Genomic DNA, 19,835 nt, shown 5'->3' with positions numbered 1-19,835 from the left:
ACAGTCATGAGAAAAAATTATAAAAGAACATTTTACCTTTTTGCAGTAACGGCGTTAGCAATAGCCGGATGTAAAAAAGATTTCCTGGCCGTACAGCCAACAGATAGGATAGCTACCTCGGCGGTAGAAGCAGATACCGCAGTGTTTGAAGCTTACGTAACCAACAGGTATTTGGGTACTCAATTACAAAACAAAGAGGGTGACGGTACCGTGCCCGGTTTTGGTAGAGGTTTTGAGTACAGTATGTGGAGCTCGCTAACTGATGAGTCCATCTACAACAACGATGATGATACCTGGTTGGTACAGCGCGGCCAGCTTGCTCCCGAAAATTTGGGTGGAGCCGGCGTATTGTGGGCACGCAGCTACCGTGGTATCCGCGAGTGTAATTATGCATTGAGTGTATTGCCGAAAATAACCATGAGCCCAGGCCACAAAGTGCGTTTAGAGGGTGAACTGAAATTTATCAGAGCTTTTAGATATCAGGACGTTATCCGTAACTACGGTGGCGCAGTATTAGTAGGCGATAAGGTTTATGAATTAACCGATAACCTGCAGGACCCAGCACTATTTAAGCGTGCAACTATTAAGGAAAGCATTGCCTATACCATAGCTCAACTGGACGAAGCGGCTGCAAAGTTACCCGTTAATAACGACGGGACATGGCTGTTGGGCCGCGCTACTAAAGGCGCAGCACTCGCATTAAAATCTCGTTTGGCACTTTATGCTGCCAGCCCGTTATATGACGGCGCAGGTACCTGGGCTGATGCCGCAACTGCTGCACAGGCGGTTATAAGCCTTGGTAAATATGGGATTTACACCGGCGGGTATAACAACATGTTTTTGGTTAACGAAACAAACGAGGTAATATTTGAGCGCCTTTACACCAAAAATGATAACCATACCCACATGGAAATTGCCAACGGGCCAAATGGTTACGGCGGATGGGCAGGTAACACACCGCTGCAAAACCTTGTGGATGATTATGAGATGGATAACGGGAAACCAATAACAGACCCCACTTCCGGATACGACCCAACGCACCCTTATGATCACCGTGACCCAAGGTTTGATGCCACTGTATTACACAATGGCTCGCCATACAGAGGGCGCAATGTGGAAACCTTTCTGCCGGGCGGAAAAGACAGTAAAGACGGTAACAGCAACTGGAACACTACTAAAACAGGATATTACCTTCGCAAATACATGGATGATGCGTACCCGCTTGAAAACCCATGGGGCAACGCCGGCTTTCATCCATGGATCTATTTCCGCTACGCAGAGATCCTGTTGAACTTCGCAGAGGCTGCTAACGAGGCTTACGGGCCGGATGTGATCCCAGCCGGAGCAACACTAAGCGCGCGTACCGCTATCAACCTTATCCGTTCGCGCCCCAGTGTTAATATGCCAACTTTAGCAGCGGGTATGTCGCAGGCACAAATGCGCGATGCCGTGCGTTACGAACGCCGTGTTGAACTGGCGTTTGAAGAGCATCGTTTTTACGATGTGCGCCGTTGGAAGATAGCCGAGGTTACTGATAACAAACCTGCAGGCGGTGTTATTATCACCAAGACAGCAGGCGGTAGCTTTGTATATACCCCAAAAGTTGCGTTGGATGGCCGTTCATTCGCAACCAAGCACTACTGGTTGCCAATACCTCGAACCGAGATCCAGGCATCGGGTGGGCAATTACAGCAAAACGCTGGTTACTAATAACTGGTTACTAATAAATAAGCAGAGGGGAGTGTTACTTACTCCCTTCTGTTTTAATGGTGCTTTAACCCGGCTTACCTATGAAGAGAATATTTGGTTTAGTGTTAGTAGCTGGTGTTTTAATAACCGGTTGTAAGAAAGATAATGGCCATGTAGCCGATAACCCCGGGAAAACAGATGTAGTAGATTTACCAGCTGTCCCGATTACGACCGACCCGCCCCCGGCCGGCCCACTCAAGGGTGTAAACTGGGCTGCAGACGGCGATAATTTTAGTGATGGCATTTTGGTTTTAAGTGCCTTGTCATCATCAGATAATTACACTACCGTATCCGCAACAGCCGATGCGGTGTTAACCGGTATCAAGGCCAATACGGGTGCCAATACCCTGCGCTTACCGGTGAATTATTCAACTGTATCGCAGGCTTGGTGGGGTTCTTACATCGGTGTTATTGATAAGGCTATCAGCAAAAATATGAATGTAATATTGGCTTGCTGGGAATCCAAATCACAAGCCGATGGGAAGGTAGATAATATGACTGAGTTTTGGTTGATGTGGAAAGCAGTGGTTGCCCGGTACGGAAGCAACCCCCATGTTTACTTTGAGATATTTAACGAACCTCACGGATATTCGTTAACCGACTGGACCGCCATTTGCGCCCAATGGCTTAGTAATTATCCAACCGTACCTCAGGGGCACATATTAATAAGTGGCACCTCTTACTCGCAGGATATTAAAGGAGTGGGGGCCGATAGCCGCTTTACCGGTTGCCTGCTATCTATACATGATTATAATTTTTTTAGTGATGGCACCAACACTACCGCTGCCCAATGGGAAAATCGTTTTAAAAGCAATATAGGCAGCTATGCCAGTCGTGCTGTGCTTACCGAATTTGGTGTGCCCATGACGGGCAGTAAAAACTACACAGGCGCCATAGGTGGCGACCCGGAAATTGCCTACCTGCAGGGCCTTACCAATGTGGCGCGCAGTTACAGCATGGGTAGTGTTTATTGGCCGGGCATCCGCACGGGCGATAGTTATGCCATGCAGCAGTTAAGCGGAAGCGGAACAAGCCTTACGGTTACTAATACAAATTTATCGGGTTTAAGCCGTCTTATGTATGCATGGGGCGTGGGTGCCGGTGGTACCGATGTGTTTTACACCGGTGCATTCTATCGCTTTTTAAACCAAAATAGCGGGCAGGCGCTGGATGTTAATGCTTCATCTACAGCTGATGGCGCAGGCATTATTCAATGGCCGCAAAATGGGGGTAACAATCAACAGTGGGTAATAGCAAGCAATGGCGACGGCTATTATAAGATCACAAACCGTAACAGCAGTAAGGCCCTTGATGTAGATATGAGCTCAACTACTGCAGGCGCGGCTATTATTCAATGGCCCTGGAATGGCGGCAACAACCAGCAATGGCAGTTAACCGCTGCAAGCCCGGGTATTTATAAAGTTATAAATAGAAACAGCGGGTTTGCGCTCGATGTAAACGGCGCATCTACCACTAATGGTGCAAGTATTATCCAATGGAATACGAATACAGGTACCAACCAGCAATGGCAAATTGTACAACAGTAATTTACATGCGGGTACAGCCAACTGGCGTGCCCGCTTTGTTTTAAAATAATGACCAGAATACCCACTATTAAATTTGTCCTGTTAATGGTAACCTGCCTGGCGCTTGGCCGGCTGGTTGCCAATGGGCAGGGCAGTGAAGCAACTATTACTATTGATGTGTCAAAAACCTATCAAACCATCAGCAATTTTGCAGCTTCTGATGCCTGGGCGGGCCAGTTTGTAGGCAATTGGCCCGATGCTAAGCGCGAGAAAATTGCCGACCTGTTGTTCAGTCTGGATAACAATGCCGATGGTTCTCCCAAAGGAATTGGCTTGTCGTTATGGCGGTTTAATATCGGCGGCGGGAGTACGCAACAGGGTAACACAAGCGGTATAAAAGATGAATGGCGGCGCGCCGAATCGTTTTTAAACAACGATGGCAGCTACAACTGGCAAAACCAGGCCGGGCAAATATGGTTTTTAAAAGCCGCAAAAAAGCGGCATGTAAATCAGTTTTTAGGTTTTACCAATACGCCGCCCGTGCAATTTACAAGCAACGGCAAAGCCTATGCAAATGCTGGTAAAGTAAATATAACACCTGATAACTACGATGCTTTTGCCGGTTACCTGGTAAACATCGTTAAAGGAATAGAAAAGATAAGTAACATAAAGTTTGATTATATAAGCCCCGTAAACGAACCCCAATGGGATTGGAGCGATGGCGGACAAGAGGGTTGCCCTTACAATAATGCAGAGATCACGGGGCTTGTGCGGTCGATCAGTAATAAATTTAACCAAAACAACATCAGTAGCGGCATATTGGTGGCTGAGGCCGGAAGCATCAATTATTTATTTACCAAAGGCGATAAGCCCGGTAAGGGAAACCAGGTGAATGAATTTTTTAAACCCGGTTCGCCTAACTATTTGGGTAACCTGCCCAATGTTAGTAATATCATTGCAGCGCACAGCTACTTTACTACCTCGCCTTTGCCGACGTCTGTAAAGGCCCGCAAGGCTTTGGCAGATACCATTGCCAGCATAAAGGGGCTAAACTTCTGGCAATCGGAATATTGTATCCTCGGCGACAACGCCGGCGAGATCAGCGGCAATAAGCGCGACCTGGGGATCAACGCAGCGCTATACCTCGCGTCGGTAATTCATACCGATCTTGCGGTGGCTAATGCTTCGGCATGGCAATGGTGGACGGCGATCTCTCCCTACGATTATAAGGACGGCCTGATCTATATAGATAAAAATAAAACCGACGGGGATTTTTACAGCAGTAAAATGCTGTGGGCGTTTGGCAATTATAGCCGCTTTGTAAGGCCGGGGGCCATACGCGTTGACGCCAGCGTGTCTGCGGGGGCGGCTCCCAAATTGCTGGTATCCGCATTTAAAAAAGACAAAGCTTTAACGCTGGTTATCGTCAACCCATCGGCTGATGATGTAACCATTAAGTTAGATGCGGGTACAGCAAAGGTGAAATTTGCATCATCATACGTTACATCGCAAAATGCGGAACTACAAGCGGGTAAAATATCAGGCGGCAGTAGTGTAATTCCTGGCCGGTCGGTTGTTACCATCACCGGTTCTATCAAAAAAAGTATATAACCCATTACTGATATGAAAAATAAGATCTCCCTGTTTATCGCGCTGATGGTTTTCATACTGCCCTTCAGTATATTAAAGGCGCAAGATAAGTGGGTACCTGTTTTATTTAACTCGGGTTGGAGCTTCCACAAGGGTGATATTTCAGCAGGGATAAAAGGCGTAGACGGCGGTATAGAGTGGAAGGCCGTAGATTTGCCTCACGACTGGAGCATCGAAGGCCCGTTTAGCGATGAGTGGGCAAGCGCCACGGGTTACCTTCCCGGAGGGATTGGATGGTACAAAAAAAGTTTCGCGGGGAATAGCAATTGGCAGGGCAAACAAGTGTTTGTTTATTTTGATGGGGTATACAAAAATAGCGAGGTTTGGATAAATGGCCATTTGCTGGGTAAGCGCCCCAATGGTTTCATTTCCTTCCAATACGAACTTACCCCGTATCTCGATCTAAAAGGGAACAACACAATTGTTGTAAAGGCCGATCACAGCGATTTTGCCGATTCGCGCTGGTACACTGGTTCGGGTATTTATCGTAACGTTTACCTTGTTGTTAAAAATGCGGTTCATATCGGCAATTGGGACGTTGCATTCTCCACACCAAAAGTTTCGGCTTCTAAAGCTCAAATCAATATAAAAGCCGCAATCACTAAAGGTGCCGGCCTGTTAACGGAAGTAATTGTTAAAGCAAGCCTTTACGATGACAATAATAAGATCGTAGCATCGCTGCAAAAGCCGGTAAAACTAAAAGTCGAAAAACAGTTTATCGAATTTGATAAAACCATCGCAGCCCCCCGGTTATGGAGTGTTGAGAAACCTGCTTTGTACAAACTCCGGGTCTCCGTTTTCAGTAAGGGCAAAGAGATCGACGCCGTAACACAATCGGTCGGCATCCGCAGCATTAAGTTTGATAAGGATAAGGGTTTTTTCCTCAACGGGCAAAGTACAAAGCTGAAAGGCGTGTGCATCCATGATGATGCAGGTGCTTTAGGCGTAGCGGTGCCACCGGAAGTGTGGGTGCGACGGTTAAAGATCTTAAAGGAAGCCGGCGTGAACTCGTTAAGGCTGAGCCATAACCCACATGCTGATTACTTGTACGACCTTTGCGACAGGATGGGCTTCCTGGTAATTGATGAAGCTTTTGATGAGTGGGAAATAGGTAAAAATAAATGGGTTGCAGGCTGGAATGTGGGCACGCCATCAAAAAACGGCTACCACGAATATTTTAAGGAATGGGCCGATCGGGACGTGGCTGATATGGTGTTGCGCGCCCGCAATCATCCGTCCATTATCATGTGGAGCATTGGTAACGAAATAGATTATCCCAACGACCCTTACACGCATGAAGTGCTCAACACCGGGCGTAATCCGCAAATCTACGGTAAAGGTTACCTGTCCGATCACCCGGCTGCAAGCGGCCTTACACCTTTAGCCCGCCAGTTGGCAAAAGCGGTTAAGGCCGTAGACCAAACCCGCCCTGTAACTGCTGCGCTTGCGGGCGTTGTAATGTCTAACGAGGTTGGTTATCCCGAGGAATTGGATGTAGTAGGTTATAACTACCAGGAATACCGCTATGCTGATGACCATAAAAAATATCCTAACAGGATTATTTACGGCAGCGAGAACGGCATGGCACAGCAAGCGTGGAATGCCGTTGACAGCAACGAGTATATTTCTGCGCAATACCTGTGGACGGGCATAGATTATCTTGGTGAAGCCGGTAAATGGCCGCAACGGAGCAATGGTGCCGGACTTATCGACCTGGCGGGTTTCAAAAAGCCCGAATATTTTTACAGGCAAAGCCTATGGGCCGATAAGCCAATGGTATATATAGGCGCACGGGAAATTACCAGTGCCGATGAAAGGGGTATTTGGAGCCACCGCAACGCCTTACCCATATGGAACTGGAAGCCGGGCAGTAAAATAAAGATAGATTGCTATACCAATTGCCAGGAGGCGGAACTTTTTTTAAATGGCCGTTCGCTTGGTAAGCAAGCGCGGGGGGCTACCCCGGGGCGTGTACCGTCATGGCAGGTGGATTATCAGCCAGGCGAGCTCTTAGTTAAAGCTTTTAATAACGGAATTGAGGTTTGCAGTAATACGATAAAAACGTCCGCCGAAGCCAGCCAGCTTAAAGCCATACCTGATAATAGCTTGTTTGCTGCCAAAACAAAGGGGTTAAGCCAGGTAGAGATATCCATAACCGATAGTAACGGCAATGCTGTTTTCAATGCCGCTAATGAAATAACGGTCTCCGTGAGCGGCCCCGGTAAACTCATAGGGCTGGAAAGCGGAAGCACCAACAGCCACGAAGATTACAAAGGTTCGCAAAGAAAGGCGCTAAACGGGCGCTTGCTGGCCTATATCCAAACAAATGGTTCACGGGGTAAAACACAGGTGCTCGTAACCTCGCCCGGTTTAAAACCTGTATCAATAATACTCACCATAAAATAATCAACCATACTCAATTCATCTTTTAATAACCCTCTGTTGTTTCCATGAAATTTATAAAACTCACCTTACTTTCGGTTTTTCTCTCCGTTTCGGCTGTGATACAGGCTCAGCAGGTAAATCACACATTTTCCCTTGGCGATACTGCTTTTTTGCTCGATGGTAAACCACTGCAGATCATCTCCGGCGAAATGCATTACACACGCGTACCGCGCGAAGCCTGGCGGCAAAGGATGCGTATGGCAAAAGCTATGGGCCTTAATACCATTGGCACTTATGTTTTTTGGAACGTACACGAACCACAAAAAGGGCAATATGATTTTGCAGGAAATAATGATATAGCCGCGTTTGTAAAAACAGCGCAGGAAGAAGGCCTGTGGGTTATACTACGCCCAAGCCCTTATGTATGTGCCGAGTGGGAATTTGGCGGCTATCCGTATTGGCTGGAGAAAGAAGATGGCCTTATAGTGCGCAGTAAGGAGCCTAAATACCTGGCGGCCTACAAAAAATATCTTACGCAGGTAGGTAAACAACTGTCGCCATTGCTGGTGAACCATGGCGGAAACATCCTGATGGTGCAGATAGAGAATGAGTACGGTTCGTACGGCAACGATAAAGAATACCTGGAATTGAACCGCAAAATGTTTGTGGATGCAGGTTTTGACGGGCAGCTTTACACCTGCGACCCCGAGGCTGCCATTAAAGACGGGCATTTGCCCGGTTTGCTGCCCGCTATAAACGGGATAGATGATGTAACTAAGGTTAAACAGCTTATTGGCGACAACTACGCCGGTAAGGGCCCGTACTTTATTGCCGAATGGTACCCGGCCTGGTTTGATTGGTGGGGAACAAAACACCATACAGTGCCTGCCGAAAATTACCTCACTAAGCTGGATGCTGTACTGTCGGCCGGTATTTCTATCAATATGTACATGTTTCATGGAGGTACTACACGCGGTTTTATGAACGGAGCCAATTATAATGACAGAGACCCATACGAGCCGCAGATAAGTAGCTATGATTACGACGCGCCGCTTAACGAGGCTGGTAACGCCACCGATAAATTCATGAAATTCAGATCGGTGATAGCCAAACACCTTCCAGCCGGGCAAACGCTGCCAGAGGTGCCCGCTGCAAAACCATCTATGGCAATTCCCGCTGTTAAATTTACACGTTCTGCAAACCTCTTTAATTTATTGCCCGCTGCTAAACTGAGCGAAACGCCGCTTACCTTTGAGGACCTGAACCAGGCCTACGGATTTGTTTTATACCGCACCACCCTAAACGGAAGCAAATCGGGTTTGCTTAAAATTAACGGGTTGCGCGATTATGGGTTGGTATATATCAACGGGAAGCGTGTAGCAATACTCGACAGGAGATTAAAGCAGGACAGCGTAAATATCGACCTGCCAAAAGGCAAAGTGGTACTTGATGTATTGGTAGAGAACCTTGGCCGCATTAATTTTGGCCCTTACCTGCTCAAAAACAAAAAGGGCATTACCGGTAGTGTGCTGTTGGCAGGTAAAGTGGTAAAGAACTGGAAGGTGTACGGCATGCCCTTTAACGATATCACTAAAATAAGTTTAAAAGCAGGTGCTTCAAAAGCCAGCCAGCCGGTTATAAAAAGCGGCAGCTTTAATTTAACCCAGATTGGGGATACCTACCTGGATATGAGCAAGTGGGGTAAAGGTATCGTATGGATAAATGGCCACAACCTCGGCCGCTACTGGTATATTGGCCCACAGCAAACGCTTTATGTGCCTGCCGAATGGTTGAAGAAGGGGGTTAACGACGTGAAAGTATTAGAACTGATAAAACCAGAGCAAAACAAGCTGGTTGGAATAGACCATGCGATCTTGGATAAATTAGCGACTCAATAATAAAACACGACGGATTGAACTAAACCATGTTCATTGTAACCGCCAAGCTGGGTAAAACCCAGCTTGGCGGTCGTTCATATATCAATCATCCCTTTTCTGACTCCGGCAGCAGCCAATCTTTGAAAATACTGAAGCATCACTTCAGTATTTTCGGTTTATATACGCACCTTCCATATAATCTACCTCATTTAACTAAAGCAGGTGAAATCTATCAGCATTTACTTCCTATTAATTTATCGAGGGGGAGTCGTATATGGATTCAATCGATTAGCACTACACAATTTAAAGGCTCAATCCATATTGTATTAATTGCATTACAAATTAATAAAGGGTAAAAAATATTAATGCAATCGATTGTAAATTGAAATATTGTTCATAGTTTTATTGGCGTATACCAATTATATCGATAATCTAAAAATATTACGTTGACAGGTGAGGGAAATCACTTTTAGAGTTTTTACAGGCTTATTCAGTGATGATTCGGTTAAAACCACAATGTTCGGGCTTGTTCGGGCTGTTCGGGCCACATGTCGAACGCGAACAAGCCTATAAAGCAATTGAAATTTTTGCCAAAATCCGTACTGTTAGTGTTCTGTTTTAAAAGCGATTTCCCTGGTTGACAAGTGTAAAGCCATGCGTTTTAGTTAGTCAGTTGACTCGAACAACTAAGAGTGCTGCACAGCGACGAAACGATAACTTGAGTAGGGTAGCCCGGTTCGGATTTTTGTTGGAGATATCAAAGTATATAACATATTGATTATGAAGTGTTTTTTTTAAGAACGATCCTGATAAGTGTCACTGTAACATGAAATTGTATTTAAGGCTTTTCATTTTTTGTTGTTTTTGGTTTGTAGTACCCGCCTATGCCACCGTGCGGTTGCCGCAATTGATAAGCGATGGTATGGTTTTACAGCGAAACGTGCCCCTAAATATATGGGGATGGGCCGATGCGGGGGAAAAGGTAACCGTAGCATTTAAAGGAAAGCAATACAAAACTAAAGCTGCAGCCACCGGCGAATGGCAGGTAACATTACCGGCAATGAAGGCGGGCGGCCCTTACACGCTGGATATAACAGCAAGCAATACGGTCAGTATAAAAGATATTTTAATAGGCGACGTATGGTTTTGCTCCGGCCAGTCTAACATGGTGTTGCCTATGGAACGGGTGAAAGAAAAATACCCGGAGGATATTGCACAGACAAATAACCCGCAGATAAGAAACTTTTTCGTGGCCACCCAGGCGGATGTTACGGCAGAACACGCCGACGTTTTATCCGCTAAATGGAATATGGCTACGCCCAAAAATGTATTGGCCTTTGGTGCTGCAACATGGTTTTTTGCCAATCAATTGTACAAGAAATATCATGTGCCAATTGGTATCATCAATTCAAGTGTTGGAGGGGTGCCTATCCACGCCTGGATCAGCCGCGAGGGACTAAAAAACATCGCCCCATTCAATGCACGTATCCTTCAAATAAATACGGCCGCTTTTAAAGATAGCATTGCTAAGCTGCCTGTAAAAATTAACCCGCCTACCGAGCAAAATGACCTTGGCTTTTTAGAAACCGTACACTGGAATGATACTGCCTATGTACCCAACAACTGGCATAACTTTTGGCTCCCCGGCTATTGGGCCGACCAGGGCGTGAAGAGTTTAAACGGCATAGTGTGGTTTCGTAAGGAAATAACCCTACCCGATTCGATGGCCGGTAAACCGGCAAAATTATTTTTAGGGCGGATAGTAGATGCCGATGAAGCCTACGTAAACGGCAAATTTGTTGGCCGAATCACTTATCAATATCCGCCGCGCCGGTATGAGATCCCTGCGGGCTTACTAAAAGCAGGCAAAAATATTATTGTGGTCAGGCTCACCAATACATCCGGGAAAGGAGGCTTTGTTCCCGGTAAAACTTATAACCTGAAAGTAGGAAATGAGGTGATAGACCTCCGGGGCCAATGGCAGTATAAAGTCGGCTCAGTTTTTTATCTGGGTCAGTTTACACCGTTGCCTGCTTTCATCGCCCAAAACGAACCTGCCGGGCTTTTTAATACCATGGTTGCACCTTTTACCCGGTACCCGGTTAAAGGCTTTTTATGGAACCAGGGCGAAACCAACATCGGCGCATCCGAGGGATATGGTACATTGCTGAAAACATTGATCGGCGATTGGCGCAACAAATGGCATAACGCCGGTTTGCCCTTTATTTACGCCCAACTTGCCAATTACGGCGAGGTGGAATACTCCCCGTCAGAAAGCCAGTGGGCGGATGTACGGCAGGAGCAGCTCAGCGCTTTATCGGTATCCGATACCAGGATGATCACTACTATCGATTTAGGCGAATGGAATGATATTCACCCGCTCAATAAAAAGGATGTTGGGGAGCGCTTCGCTATCGCTGCCGAAAATTTAGCATACGGCGAGCTATCAATTGTTCCATCCGGGCCAATATATCAATCGGCAAAAACCATAGGTAATAACATAGAAATCACTTTTACCAATATTGGAGGAGGGCTTGTTGCCAAAGGAGAACCAACACTCTCATATTTCGCTGTTGCCGGTATCGATAAAAAATTCGTTTGGGCCACCGCGGTTATCCAAAATAATAAAGTGGTGGTACATAGCGACGTAATTGCTAATCCTATGTATGTGCGGTACGCCTGGGCAGATAATCCCGAAACCGCCAATTTGTATAATAAACAGGGGTTGCCCGCATCTCCTTTTGAGGCGGAGATTAAACAGAAATAGCTAAACAATCGTAAAATGAAATATTCGATATTCTTTTTGTTATTTACGGTTTGCGTATCTGCAAAAGGCCAAACACCGGCACCTGTAAATTTTACAGCCGAACAGGATCATCAAAATATGATGAAGCAATTGGGTATTAAAACATTGCGCCCTGGCCCAAGCGGCAACGAGGCGGATGCCAACCATGCTAATTATGATGAAGCCCTGGCAAATTCTTTTACCAGCTTGCCCGATGCACTCACCCTGGCCAATGGCAAAAAAGTTACCACGCCCGAAATGTGGTGGAAGCAACGCCGCCCGCAAATAGTGGAGGATATGGAACGCGAGGTGTATGGCCGCATCCCGAAGGATGTACCGGCGGTAACCTGGACACAAAAAGTGGCGGATAAGGAGCTTGTTGGCTTTTACCCCGTAATAGCAAGGCAACTTGTTGGCCATGTTGATAATTCAGCTTATCCGGCTATAAATGTAAATATAGAGGCGACATTAGTGCTGCCCGCAAATGCCAAAGGCCCGGTACCGGTGCTGATGATGTTTGGGCGCAGTACATTACCCGCGCCTGCACAGCCACCTGCTGCCGATGTAGAAAAAATAAACGATGCGATAAAGGAATTGCTGGTGAAGGCCAATCCTGAGCTAAAGGCCGTTTTTGAAAGCTACCCGGCCTATAAACCAATTTCAGAACAATCGCCCTTTGGGCCGGGCGGTTTCCCGGTAATGCGCGGCGACCCGCCCACCAATATGCAGTTAATAGCCGCTGGTTGGGGTTATATGCTGATAGACCCTTCATCTATACAAGCAGATAATGCCGAAGGGTTAACTAAAGGTATCATAGGCCTTGTAAACAAGGGGCAGCCACGTAAACCCAATGATTGGGGCGCTCTGCGGGCATGGTCATGGGGCGCGGCCCGGGCGTTGGATTATTTAGAAACATTGCCTGCCGTAGATGCTAAACATGTAGGTATCGAAGGTGTTTCTCGCTATGGGAAAGCGGCATTGGTTACCCTTGCCTTTGAACAGCGCTTTGCAATGGGGCTCATCGGCTCATCCGGAGAAGGCGGTGCTAAACTGCACCGCCGTAATTTTGGCGAAGCGGTAGAAAGCCTTACCGGGGGCGAATACTATTGGATGGCCGGAAATTTCATGAAGTACGGCGCTTCCGAGGCGACATTTGGCGCTAAAACCGGCAATGACCTGCCGGTAGATTCGCATGAGCTGATCGCATTATGTGCTCCCCGCCTTACTTTTATAAGCTACGGTATCCCAGAGCAGGGCGATGCCAAATGGCTTGATCAGCAGGGAAGCTATATGGCCACGGTGGCCGCGGGGCCGGTATTTAAACTCCTTAACGCAAAAGACATCGGGGTTACCAACGATTATAAAACGGAAAAAATGCCGCCGGTAAATACTGGCTTACTTGACGGCGAACTTGCCTGGCGACAGCACGACGGTGGGCACACAGATGCGCCAAACGTAAAGTATTTTATAAAGTGGGCAAATAAATTTATGCGTTATGGCAAAGAGTACGCGGGGAGATAACCCAATAATTTCAATTTCTTTTTAAGCTTGTTCGCGTTCGACATGGGGCGCGAACAGCCCGAACAAGCCCGAACATGGTGATTTTTAATCAACAACTACTGAATAAGTCTGTAAAAATGCTAAAAGCGATTTCCCTGGGTAAATTGCAGCGATATACTCATCTAAAATATACGATAGTGAAAAATATTAAATACCTCTTTGGCTTGGCTTTTATTTTGGGCGTTTTTAACGCCCGGGCGCAAAAAGCCGAATTGTGGAATAATAAACAATGCGCCGTTGTTTTAACTTATGATGATGCCATTAATGCCGACCTGGATAATGTTGTCCCCGCACTCGATTCGTTAAAGTTAAAGGGCACGTTTTATTTGATAGGTTCATCGCCGGTTGTAGAGCTGCGCATGCAGGAATGGCGAAATGCAGCGGCCAGGGGGCACGAACTGGGAAACCATTCCTTATTTCATCCCTGCGATGGCAGCCTGCCGGGCAGGGGCTTTGTTACGCCTGAAAGTGATCTGAGTAAATACACCGTTGCCCGCGCGGTAGCCGAGATAAAACAGAACAATACCTTACTAAAAGCTATAGACGGTAAAGACCAGCGCACATTTGCTTATCCTTGCGGTGATCTTAAAATTGGCGGCGAGCTTTTTTATAATCGACTTAAAGCTGATTTTGCCGGCGCAAGAGGAGTAGGGGCAGGTTTGCAAACCATAGCACAGGTAAACCTGGAGAATATCAATTGTTATTTCATCAACAGACATTCTGCCGAGTATATGATTGACCTGGTTAAACAAGCCGAACGCAGCCATACTCTACTGGTGTTTTTGTTCCATGGTGTAGGTGGCGGGCACAATATCAATGTTGATAAAAAAGAACATAGCAAACTTTTACACTACCTAAAAGCAAACGAAAACAATATCTGGATAGCGCCGATGGTTACCGTTGCTAATTATATAAAGAAACATCAAAAACTTACACACATGAATTGATTAAGGCTTTATAAAACACTAAAGGCCGCGAAGCGGCCCTTAGCAAATAATCAACTATCCAATCTCACAAGACAGTCTTATTAGCTTATAAATCAATTATAATGCATAAAGATGAAACATTTAAATTGCTTTAACAATCGATTGCTAAAATAAATTATATTTGATGTTAAATTATAAACGCCCAATATTTTGAATGAAGTTAAAACGCCCGGCTATAGGTGGGTAATCTGTGCGCTGATTTTCTTTGCAACAACGGTAAATTATCTCGACAGGTCGGTCATCAGCCTGCTCAAATCAAACCTTACCCGGGAATTTAATTGGAATGATGGTGACTACGCTAATATCGAGATAGCGTTTAAAATAGCTTACTCGCTGGGCCTGCTGGGCGTTGGTCGCATCATAGATTATTTAGGTACAAAGAAAGGGTATTTGCTGTCCACTTTTTTCTGGAGCGTTGCCGCAATTTGCCATGGCTTTGTAACCAGTACATTCGGTTTCGGGGTGGTGAGGGCCGCGCTCGGAGTAAGCGAATCGGGGAATTTCCCGGCGGCTATTAAAGCTGTAGCCGAGTGGTTCCCCAAAAAAGAGCGCGCTATGGCCACCGGGATATTTAACTCGGGTGCCAATATAGGCGCGATAGTGGCGCCTTTAACAGTGCCTTTTATTGCCGTATTGTGGGGTTGGCGATGGGCTTTTATACTAACCGGCGCTATCGGTTTTATATGGATAGTTCTTTGGCTTATATTTTATGAGATACCCTCCCGGCAAAAAAGGCTTACAGTGGCCGAGTTTAATTATATCAATGCCGATGAGGAAAAGTTACCCGCAGAGCACCAACCACAGCAAATAAGTTGGCTCAAGCTTTTAAGCTACAGGCAAACCTGGGCTTTTTCTATTGGTAAATTACTTACGGATCCTATTTGGTGGTTCTATCTCTTCTGGCTGCCCGATTTTTTGGAGAGTCAGTATAAAATTACCGGTACTGCTATCGCTTTACCCGTGGCCCTAGTGTATACGCTTTCGGTATTTGGTAGTGTATTAGGTGGCTACATCCCAAAGCGATTGATGGAACGTAGCTGGCCGGCGTTTAAGGCCCGCAAAATATCTATGCTGTTTTATGCTTTGGCTGTTATGCCTATTGTTTTTGCGCAGGTATTAGGCGGCGTAAATATGTGGCTGGCTGTGTTTATCATAGGCCTGGCGGCAGCAGCCCACCAGGCATGGAGCGCCAATATTTTCACTACTGTATCAGATATGTTCCCCAAAAGCGCGGTGGGTTCTGTAACTGGCATTGGCGGAATGTTTGGTTCCCTTGGCGGCGTTTTGCTTTCGTTATTGGTGCAAAAATCATTATTTATCCATTACCGCGCTATCAATCAAATAGAAACGGCCTACTACATCATGTTTGTTGTGTGTGGCAGCGCCTATATTTTGGCCTGGGTTATCATGCATTTCATGATCCCAAAACTAAAACCCATTAAGTTTTAAGTTATGTTTAAAAAATCTGTATATGCCATTGGGGCTGTATTATTTACCATTATAAGTAATTCATCTGCAAAAGCGCAGCAAACCGATCAGTCGAAAGGTCTTAAAGATTATTACTCCACCTATTTCCCTGTAGGTGTTGCCGTATCGCCCCGATCGCTTAAAGACTCCAAACAGGCCGCGTTAATAATCAGCCAGTTTAATAGTATTACGCCGGAGAACGCCATGAAAATGGGCCCGATTCACCCTGCGGAAAACCGCTATAACTGGCGGGATGCGGATGCTATAGTGGCTTTTGCACAGGCAAACGGTATAAAGGTGCGCGGCCATAACCTTTGCTGGCACGAGCAAACCCCCAGCTGGCTTTTTATGGGTGAAGACGGTAAGCAAGTATCAAAAGAAGTGCTTTTACAGCGTCTGAAAACGCATATAGATACCGTGGTGGGCCGCTACAAAGGCAAAATATACGCATGGGATGTAGTGAACGAAGCCATAGACGACGATAGTACTAAGTTTCTGCGTAACTCGTTGTGGTACAAGATCTGCGGCGAAGATTTTATTTTTAAAGCGTTTGAATATGCCCACGCTGCCGACCCCAATGCCGTGCTTTTTTACAACGATTACAACACCGAGCGGCCCGAAAAAAGGGAGCGCATCTACAAATTATTAAAACGGCTTATCAATGCGAAGATCCCGGTGCAGGGGGTAGGGCTACAGGCGCACTGGTCGCTGTCTGAGCCATCGGAGAAGGACCTGGAGGCTACTATTAAAAAGTTTGCTTCCCTTGGGTTGAAAATTCAGATCACAGAATTGGATATGTCTGTCTATCCCTGGGAGAAGAACAGGCGCGATAAACTGCCCGGCGAATCTGATGCGTTTTCGGCCGAAAAGGAACAACAGCAAGCCAAGCAATACGCCATGGTTTTTAAGGTTTTTAGAAAACACAAAGATGTAATTACCGGTGTAACCTTTTGGAATATAGCCGATAACTATAGCTGGCTGGACAATTACCCGGTAAAGGGACGTAAGAACTACCCTTTATTATTTGACCAAAACTTGCAACCAAAAAAGGCATATCGGGAGGTGGTTAAGTTCTAAAACACCTATAAAATCACTTGCATTTATTTGCGTGTTTTTACAGAAGTTAAGTGTTTTTACAGAGAAAATCGTCGTTATTGGTTCAAAACGACAGGCTGAAAAGCATCGCCAAAAAATAATAACTGGTGCCGCCTGCTCAACTTTTTTGGGTAGACGACCGGGTGATGAGCTTTGGTTTAATGCTGATGATTTTGGGCACCACCATCGTATCGGTGTTTTCCATTTCCTGGAAATACAGGTTGGCCACTGTTTTACCCATGTAAAAACTAAACTGATCAATAGTGGTGATAGAGGGGCTGGTTATTTCGGTGAAATCTTCGTTAGAGTAACCGCAGATGCCTAATTCCTCGGGTACCTTAACCGTCATGGCGGTTGCCACTTCTAAAACACCCAGGGCCGAAAAATCTGATGTGGAGGCGAAGATAGCATCAGGCGGCTGTGGCAGGCTTAGCAACTGGCGGGTGGCATTCGCGCTGAGTTCTTTGGTCCATGCGTTTTCTATCATCAGCTCTTGTATAACAGGCAAGCCGTTTTCTTCGAGCGCGCGCAGGTAGCCATTTTTTCGCTGCCTAAAAATATTGAGCTTTTGCGGTCCTTCAAGCAGGGCAACGCGTTTGTAGCCCTGTTTTATCATGTGGCAAACGGCCTCAAAAGATGATTGCTCGTTGTCGTTGGTTACTTTCAAAGTTTCCAGTTCATCGGCAACACGGTCAAACTGAATGAGTTGTATGCCGTGATCGAGGATGTTCTGCAGGTGCTTGTGATCGGTGGTCTCAACCGAGATCGAGATCACCACACAATCTACATGCTGATTTATTAACGTATTTACGCACTGCACCTCTTTTTCGTATAACTCATTCGATTGGCAAATAACAAGGTTATAACCTTGTTTATAGGTAGCATCCTCTATACCCGCTATTACATTGGAGAAAAAGTTTTGGTTAATGCGGGGCACAACCACGCCAATAGTTTTGGAATGGCCTTTACGGAGATTTGATGCCAGCGTATTGCGGGTATAGTTGAGCTCCTTAGCTGTTTTTAAGATCAGTTTTTTGGTGGCATCATTAACCGAACTACTATTATTAAGCGCCCTGGATACCGATGAGGGGTTAAGGTTAAGCTTTTCGGCGATATCGTAAATAGTAGTTCTTTTTTTTGATCTCATGATAGATAGTGGCTTATAAAATAAATTAAAACAATCGATTGCTTTTTAATGAATTTAATTTAATTTCGTTTCTGCAATTATAACCAAAAACAGCTACTATTTATGCTATTGTTAGGTATCGATTTAGGTACATCATCTGTAAAAATAAGCGTGGTCGATATCGACGGGCAACGCCTTGTGGCTTCGGCCCAATATCCCGAAACTGAGGCCCCAATACTCAGCCTGCAAACCGGCTGGGCCGAGCAATCGCCGGATAGTTGGTGGGAGCAAACACAAAAGGCTATTGCCTTATGCCACCAAAAAGGAGGGTACAATCCTAAAGACATCTCCGCTATAGGTATTGCCTACCAGATGCATGGTTTGGTACTGGTGGATAAAGACCAAAACGTTTTGCGCAACAGCATCATTTGGTGCGATAGCCGCGCCGTAGAAATTGGCGATAAGGCCTTTGAAGATATAGGGCACGAAACCTGCCTGTCGCACATGCTCAACTCGCCGGGCAACTTTACAGCATCAAAACTGGCATGGGTAAAGCAGAACGAACCCGGCATTTATGATAAGATAGATAAGATAATGCTCCCCGGCGATTACATCGCCATGAAACTTACGGGTGAGATCACCACTTCGGCTTCGGCCATGTCCGAAGGGATCTTTTTCGATTTCCAGTTCAACGGGCTCTCCAAAGATATAATAGAGTATTTCGGCTTCAGCGATAGCCTGTTCCCGGTGGTTAAACCTGTGTTTTCGGCACATGGCGGGGTAACACCGGCTGCGGCAACTGCGCTGCAGCTTAAAGCCGGCATACCGGTTACCTACAAAGCTGGCGATCAGCCCAATAACGCCTTATCTTTAAACGTATTAAAACCAGGTGAGGTAGCGGCAACAGCTGGTACATCGGGCGTTATCTACGGCGTAAGCGATCAGCTTGCCTACGATCCGCAATCGCGCGTGAATACCTTTGCCCACGTAAACTATGCCAATGAGAGTAAACGCCTTGGCGTATTGTTGTGTATAAACGGTACAGGCAGCCTTTACCGATGGGTTAAGAACACCTTTGCTGCAAACATGAGCTATCAGCAAATAAACGCCGAAGCCGAGAAAGCACCATTGGGCAGTGATGGGCTGCGGATAATGCCCTTTGGCAATGGTGCCGAGCGGATGCTGAGCAATAAACAGGTGGGCGCACACCTGCACAATATCGACCTGAACCTTCATACACCGGCCCACATCTTCAGGGCGGCGCAGGAAGGTATCGCCTGCGCGTTTAGGTACGGGCTGGATATTATGCGGGAGAACGGCATGTCGCCGACGGTAATACGGGCGGGCAAAAACAACCTGTTTTTAAGCAGCCTGTTTACCGAAAGTTTTGTAAACGCCACCGGCGTACCGGTAGAGCTGTATGATAACGATGGCAGTATGGGCGCGGCGCTTGGCGCGGGGATAGGTGCCGAGATATTTTCACCTGCCGAAGCGTTCAGCAATGCGAAACCTATCCGTCGGGTAGAGCCTGCAAACGGAGATTTCGAAGAAGTTTATCAAAGCTGGAAAGCAATTCTTGACCAGCATTTAACAAGTATATCATCAAATCAATAAAAAAAATATAAAATC

Annotated in this window: 13 protein-coding genes; 12 read left to right on the top strand and 1 reads right to left on the bottom strand. The window is 46.2% G+C overall.

Annotation, left to right across the window (positions count from 1 at the left end; all coding sequences use genetic code 11):
• Window positions 1–6: 6 nt before the first annotated feature.
• The 11 genes from IDJ77_RS01430 (at window position 7) to IDJ77_RS01380 (ending at window position 17,062) form a co-directional block, all read left to right on the top strand.
• The gene (locus tag IDJ77_RS01430) at window positions 7–1,710 is read left to right on the top strand and encodes a RagB/SusD family nutrient uptake outer membrane protein (protein ID WP_191187141.1); all 1,704 of its coding nucleotides are present in this window, start codon (window positions 7–9) and stop codon (window positions 1,708–1,710) included.
• Window positions 1,711–1,790: 80 nt separating this feature from the next.
• Entirely contained in the window at window positions 1,791–3,296 is a 1,506-nt protein-coding gene (locus tag IDJ77_RS01425; protein WP_191187140.1) for an RICIN domain-containing protein, read from the top strand.
• Window positions 3,297–3,344: 48 nt separating this feature from the next.
• Entirely contained in the window at window positions 3,345–4,886 is a 1,542-nt protein-coding gene (locus tag IDJ77_RS01420; protein ID WP_191187139.1) for a glycoside hydrolase, read from the top strand.
• A gap of 12 nt (window positions 4,887–4,898) precedes the next feature.
• Complete coding sequence (locus IDJ77_RS01415) at window positions 4,899–7,331, top strand: glycoside hydrolase family 2 TIM barrel-domain containing protein (protein ID WP_191187138.1); 2,433 nt, start codon at window positions 4,899–4,901, stop codon at window positions 7,329–7,331.
• 44 nt (window positions 7,332–7,375) lie between these two features.
• Entirely contained in the window at window positions 7,376–9,208 is a 1,833-nt protein-coding gene (locus tag IDJ77_RS01410; protein WP_191187137.1) for a glycoside hydrolase family 35 protein, read from the top strand.
• Between the two features lie 26 nt (window positions 9,209–9,234).
• Window positions 9,235–9,543, top strand: a complete 309-nt coding sequence (locus IDJ77_RS01405) for a hypothetical protein (RefSeq protein ID WP_191187136.1) — start codon at window positions 9,235–9,237, stop codon at window positions 9,541–9,543.
• Between the two features lie 470 nt (window positions 9,544–10,013).
• Window positions 10,014–11,954 carry a sialate O-acetylesterase gene (locus IDJ77_RS01400; RefSeq protein ID WP_191187135.1) on the top strand — a complete coding sequence of 647 codons (1,941 nt, stop codon included), beginning with the start codon at window positions 10,014–10,016 and terminating at the stop codon, window positions 11,952–11,954.
• A 15-nt stretch (window positions 11,955–11,969) separates the two neighbouring features.
• Window positions 11,970–13,493 carry a glucuronyl esterase domain-containing protein gene (locus tag IDJ77_RS01395; protein WP_191187134.1) on the top strand — a complete coding sequence of 508 codons (1,524 nt, stop codon included), beginning with the start codon at window positions 11,970–11,972 and terminating at the stop codon, window positions 13,491–13,493.
• A 176-nt stretch (window positions 13,494–13,669) separates the two neighbouring features.
• Window positions 13,670–14,479: a polysaccharide deacetylase family protein gene (locus IDJ77_RS01390; protein ID WP_317174297.1), complete on the top strand. Its 810-nt coding sequence runs from the start codon at window positions 13,670–13,672 to the stop codon at window positions 14,477–14,479.
• Window positions 14,480–14,668: 189 nt separating this feature from the next.
• Window positions 14,669–15,967 (top strand): MFS transporter, encoded by a 1,299-nt coding sequence (locus IDJ77_RS01385; protein ID WP_191187132.1) that lies wholly within the window; start codon window positions 14,669–14,671, stop codon window positions 15,965–15,967.
• 3 nt (window positions 15,968–15,970) lie between these two features.
• Window positions 15,971–17,062: an endo-1,4-beta-xylanase gene (locus IDJ77_RS01380; RefSeq protein ID WP_191187131.1), complete on the top strand. Its 1,092-nt coding sequence runs from the start codon at window positions 15,971–15,973 to the stop codon at window positions 17,060–17,062.
• A 136-nt stretch (window positions 17,063–17,198) separates the two neighbouring features.
• Here IDJ77_RS01380 and IDJ77_RS01375 read toward each other — a convergent pair whose 3' ends face one another.
• A complete protein-coding gene (locus IDJ77_RS01375) occupies window positions 17,199–18,227 on the bottom strand; it encodes a LacI family DNA-binding transcriptional regulator (protein ID WP_191187130.1) in 1,029 nt (342 codons plus the stop codon).
• Between the two features lie 102 nt (window positions 18,228–18,329).
• Between IDJ77_RS01375 and IDJ77_RS01370 the strand changes: the two genes are divergently transcribed.
• Complete coding sequence (locus IDJ77_RS01370) at window positions 18,330–19,820, top strand: xylulokinase (RefSeq protein ID WP_191187129.1); 1,491 nt, start codon at window positions 18,330–18,332, stop codon at window positions 19,818–19,820.
• The last annotated feature ends 15 nt before the right edge of the window (window positions 19,821–19,835 follow it).

Origin of the sequence: Mucilaginibacter pankratovii (assembly GCF_014773265.1) — a bacterium.
In the GTDB taxonomy this organism is placed as follows: Bacteria; Bacteroidota; Bacteroidia; order Sphingobacteriales; family Sphingobacteriaceae; genus Mucilaginibacter; species Mucilaginibacter pankratovii.
This window is presented reverse-complemented; position numbering and strand designations above follow the sequence as displayed.

Coding starts and splice junctions, on each gene's coding strand:
- IDJ77_RS01380 (WP_191187131.1), top strand. CDS start 15,971: ATGTTTAAAAAATCTGTATATGCCATTGGGGCTGTATTATTTACCATT.
- IDJ77_RS01370 (WP_191187129.1), top strand. CDS start 18,330: ATGCTATTGTTAGGTATCGATTTAGGTACATCATCTGTAAAAATAAGC.
- IDJ77_RS01430 (WP_191187141.1), top strand. CDS start 7: ATGAGAAAAAATTATAAAAGAACATTTTACCTTTTTGCAGTAACGGCG.
- IDJ77_RS01375 (WP_191187130.1), bottom strand. CDS start 18,227: ATGAGATCAAAAAAAAGAACTACTATTTACGATATCGCCGAAAAGCTT.
- IDJ77_RS01415 (WP_191187138.1), top strand. CDS start 4,899: ATGAAAAATAAGATCTCCCTGTTTATCGCGCTGATGGTTTTCATACTG.
- IDJ77_RS01425 (WP_191187140.1), top strand. CDS start 1,791: ATGAAGAGAATATTTGGTTTAGTGTTAGTAGCTGGTGTTTTAATAACC.
- IDJ77_RS01400 (WP_191187135.1), top strand. CDS start 10,014: ATGAAATTGTATTTAAGGCTTTTCATTTTTTGTTGTTTTTGGTTTGTA.
- IDJ77_RS01410 (WP_191187137.1), top strand. CDS start 7,376: ATGAAATTTATAAAACTCACCTTACTTTCGGTTTTTCTCTCCGTTTCG.
- IDJ77_RS01405 (WP_191187136.1), top strand. CDS start 9,235: ATGTTCATTGTAACCGCCAAGCTGGGTAAAACCCAGCTTGGCGGTCGT.
- IDJ77_RS01395 (WP_191187134.1), top strand. CDS start 11,970: ATGAAATATTCGATATTCTTTTTGTTATTTACGGTTTGCGTATCTGCA.
- IDJ77_RS01420 (WP_191187139.1), top strand. CDS start 3,345: ATGACCAGAATACCCACTATTAAATTTGTCCTGTTAATGGTAACCTGC.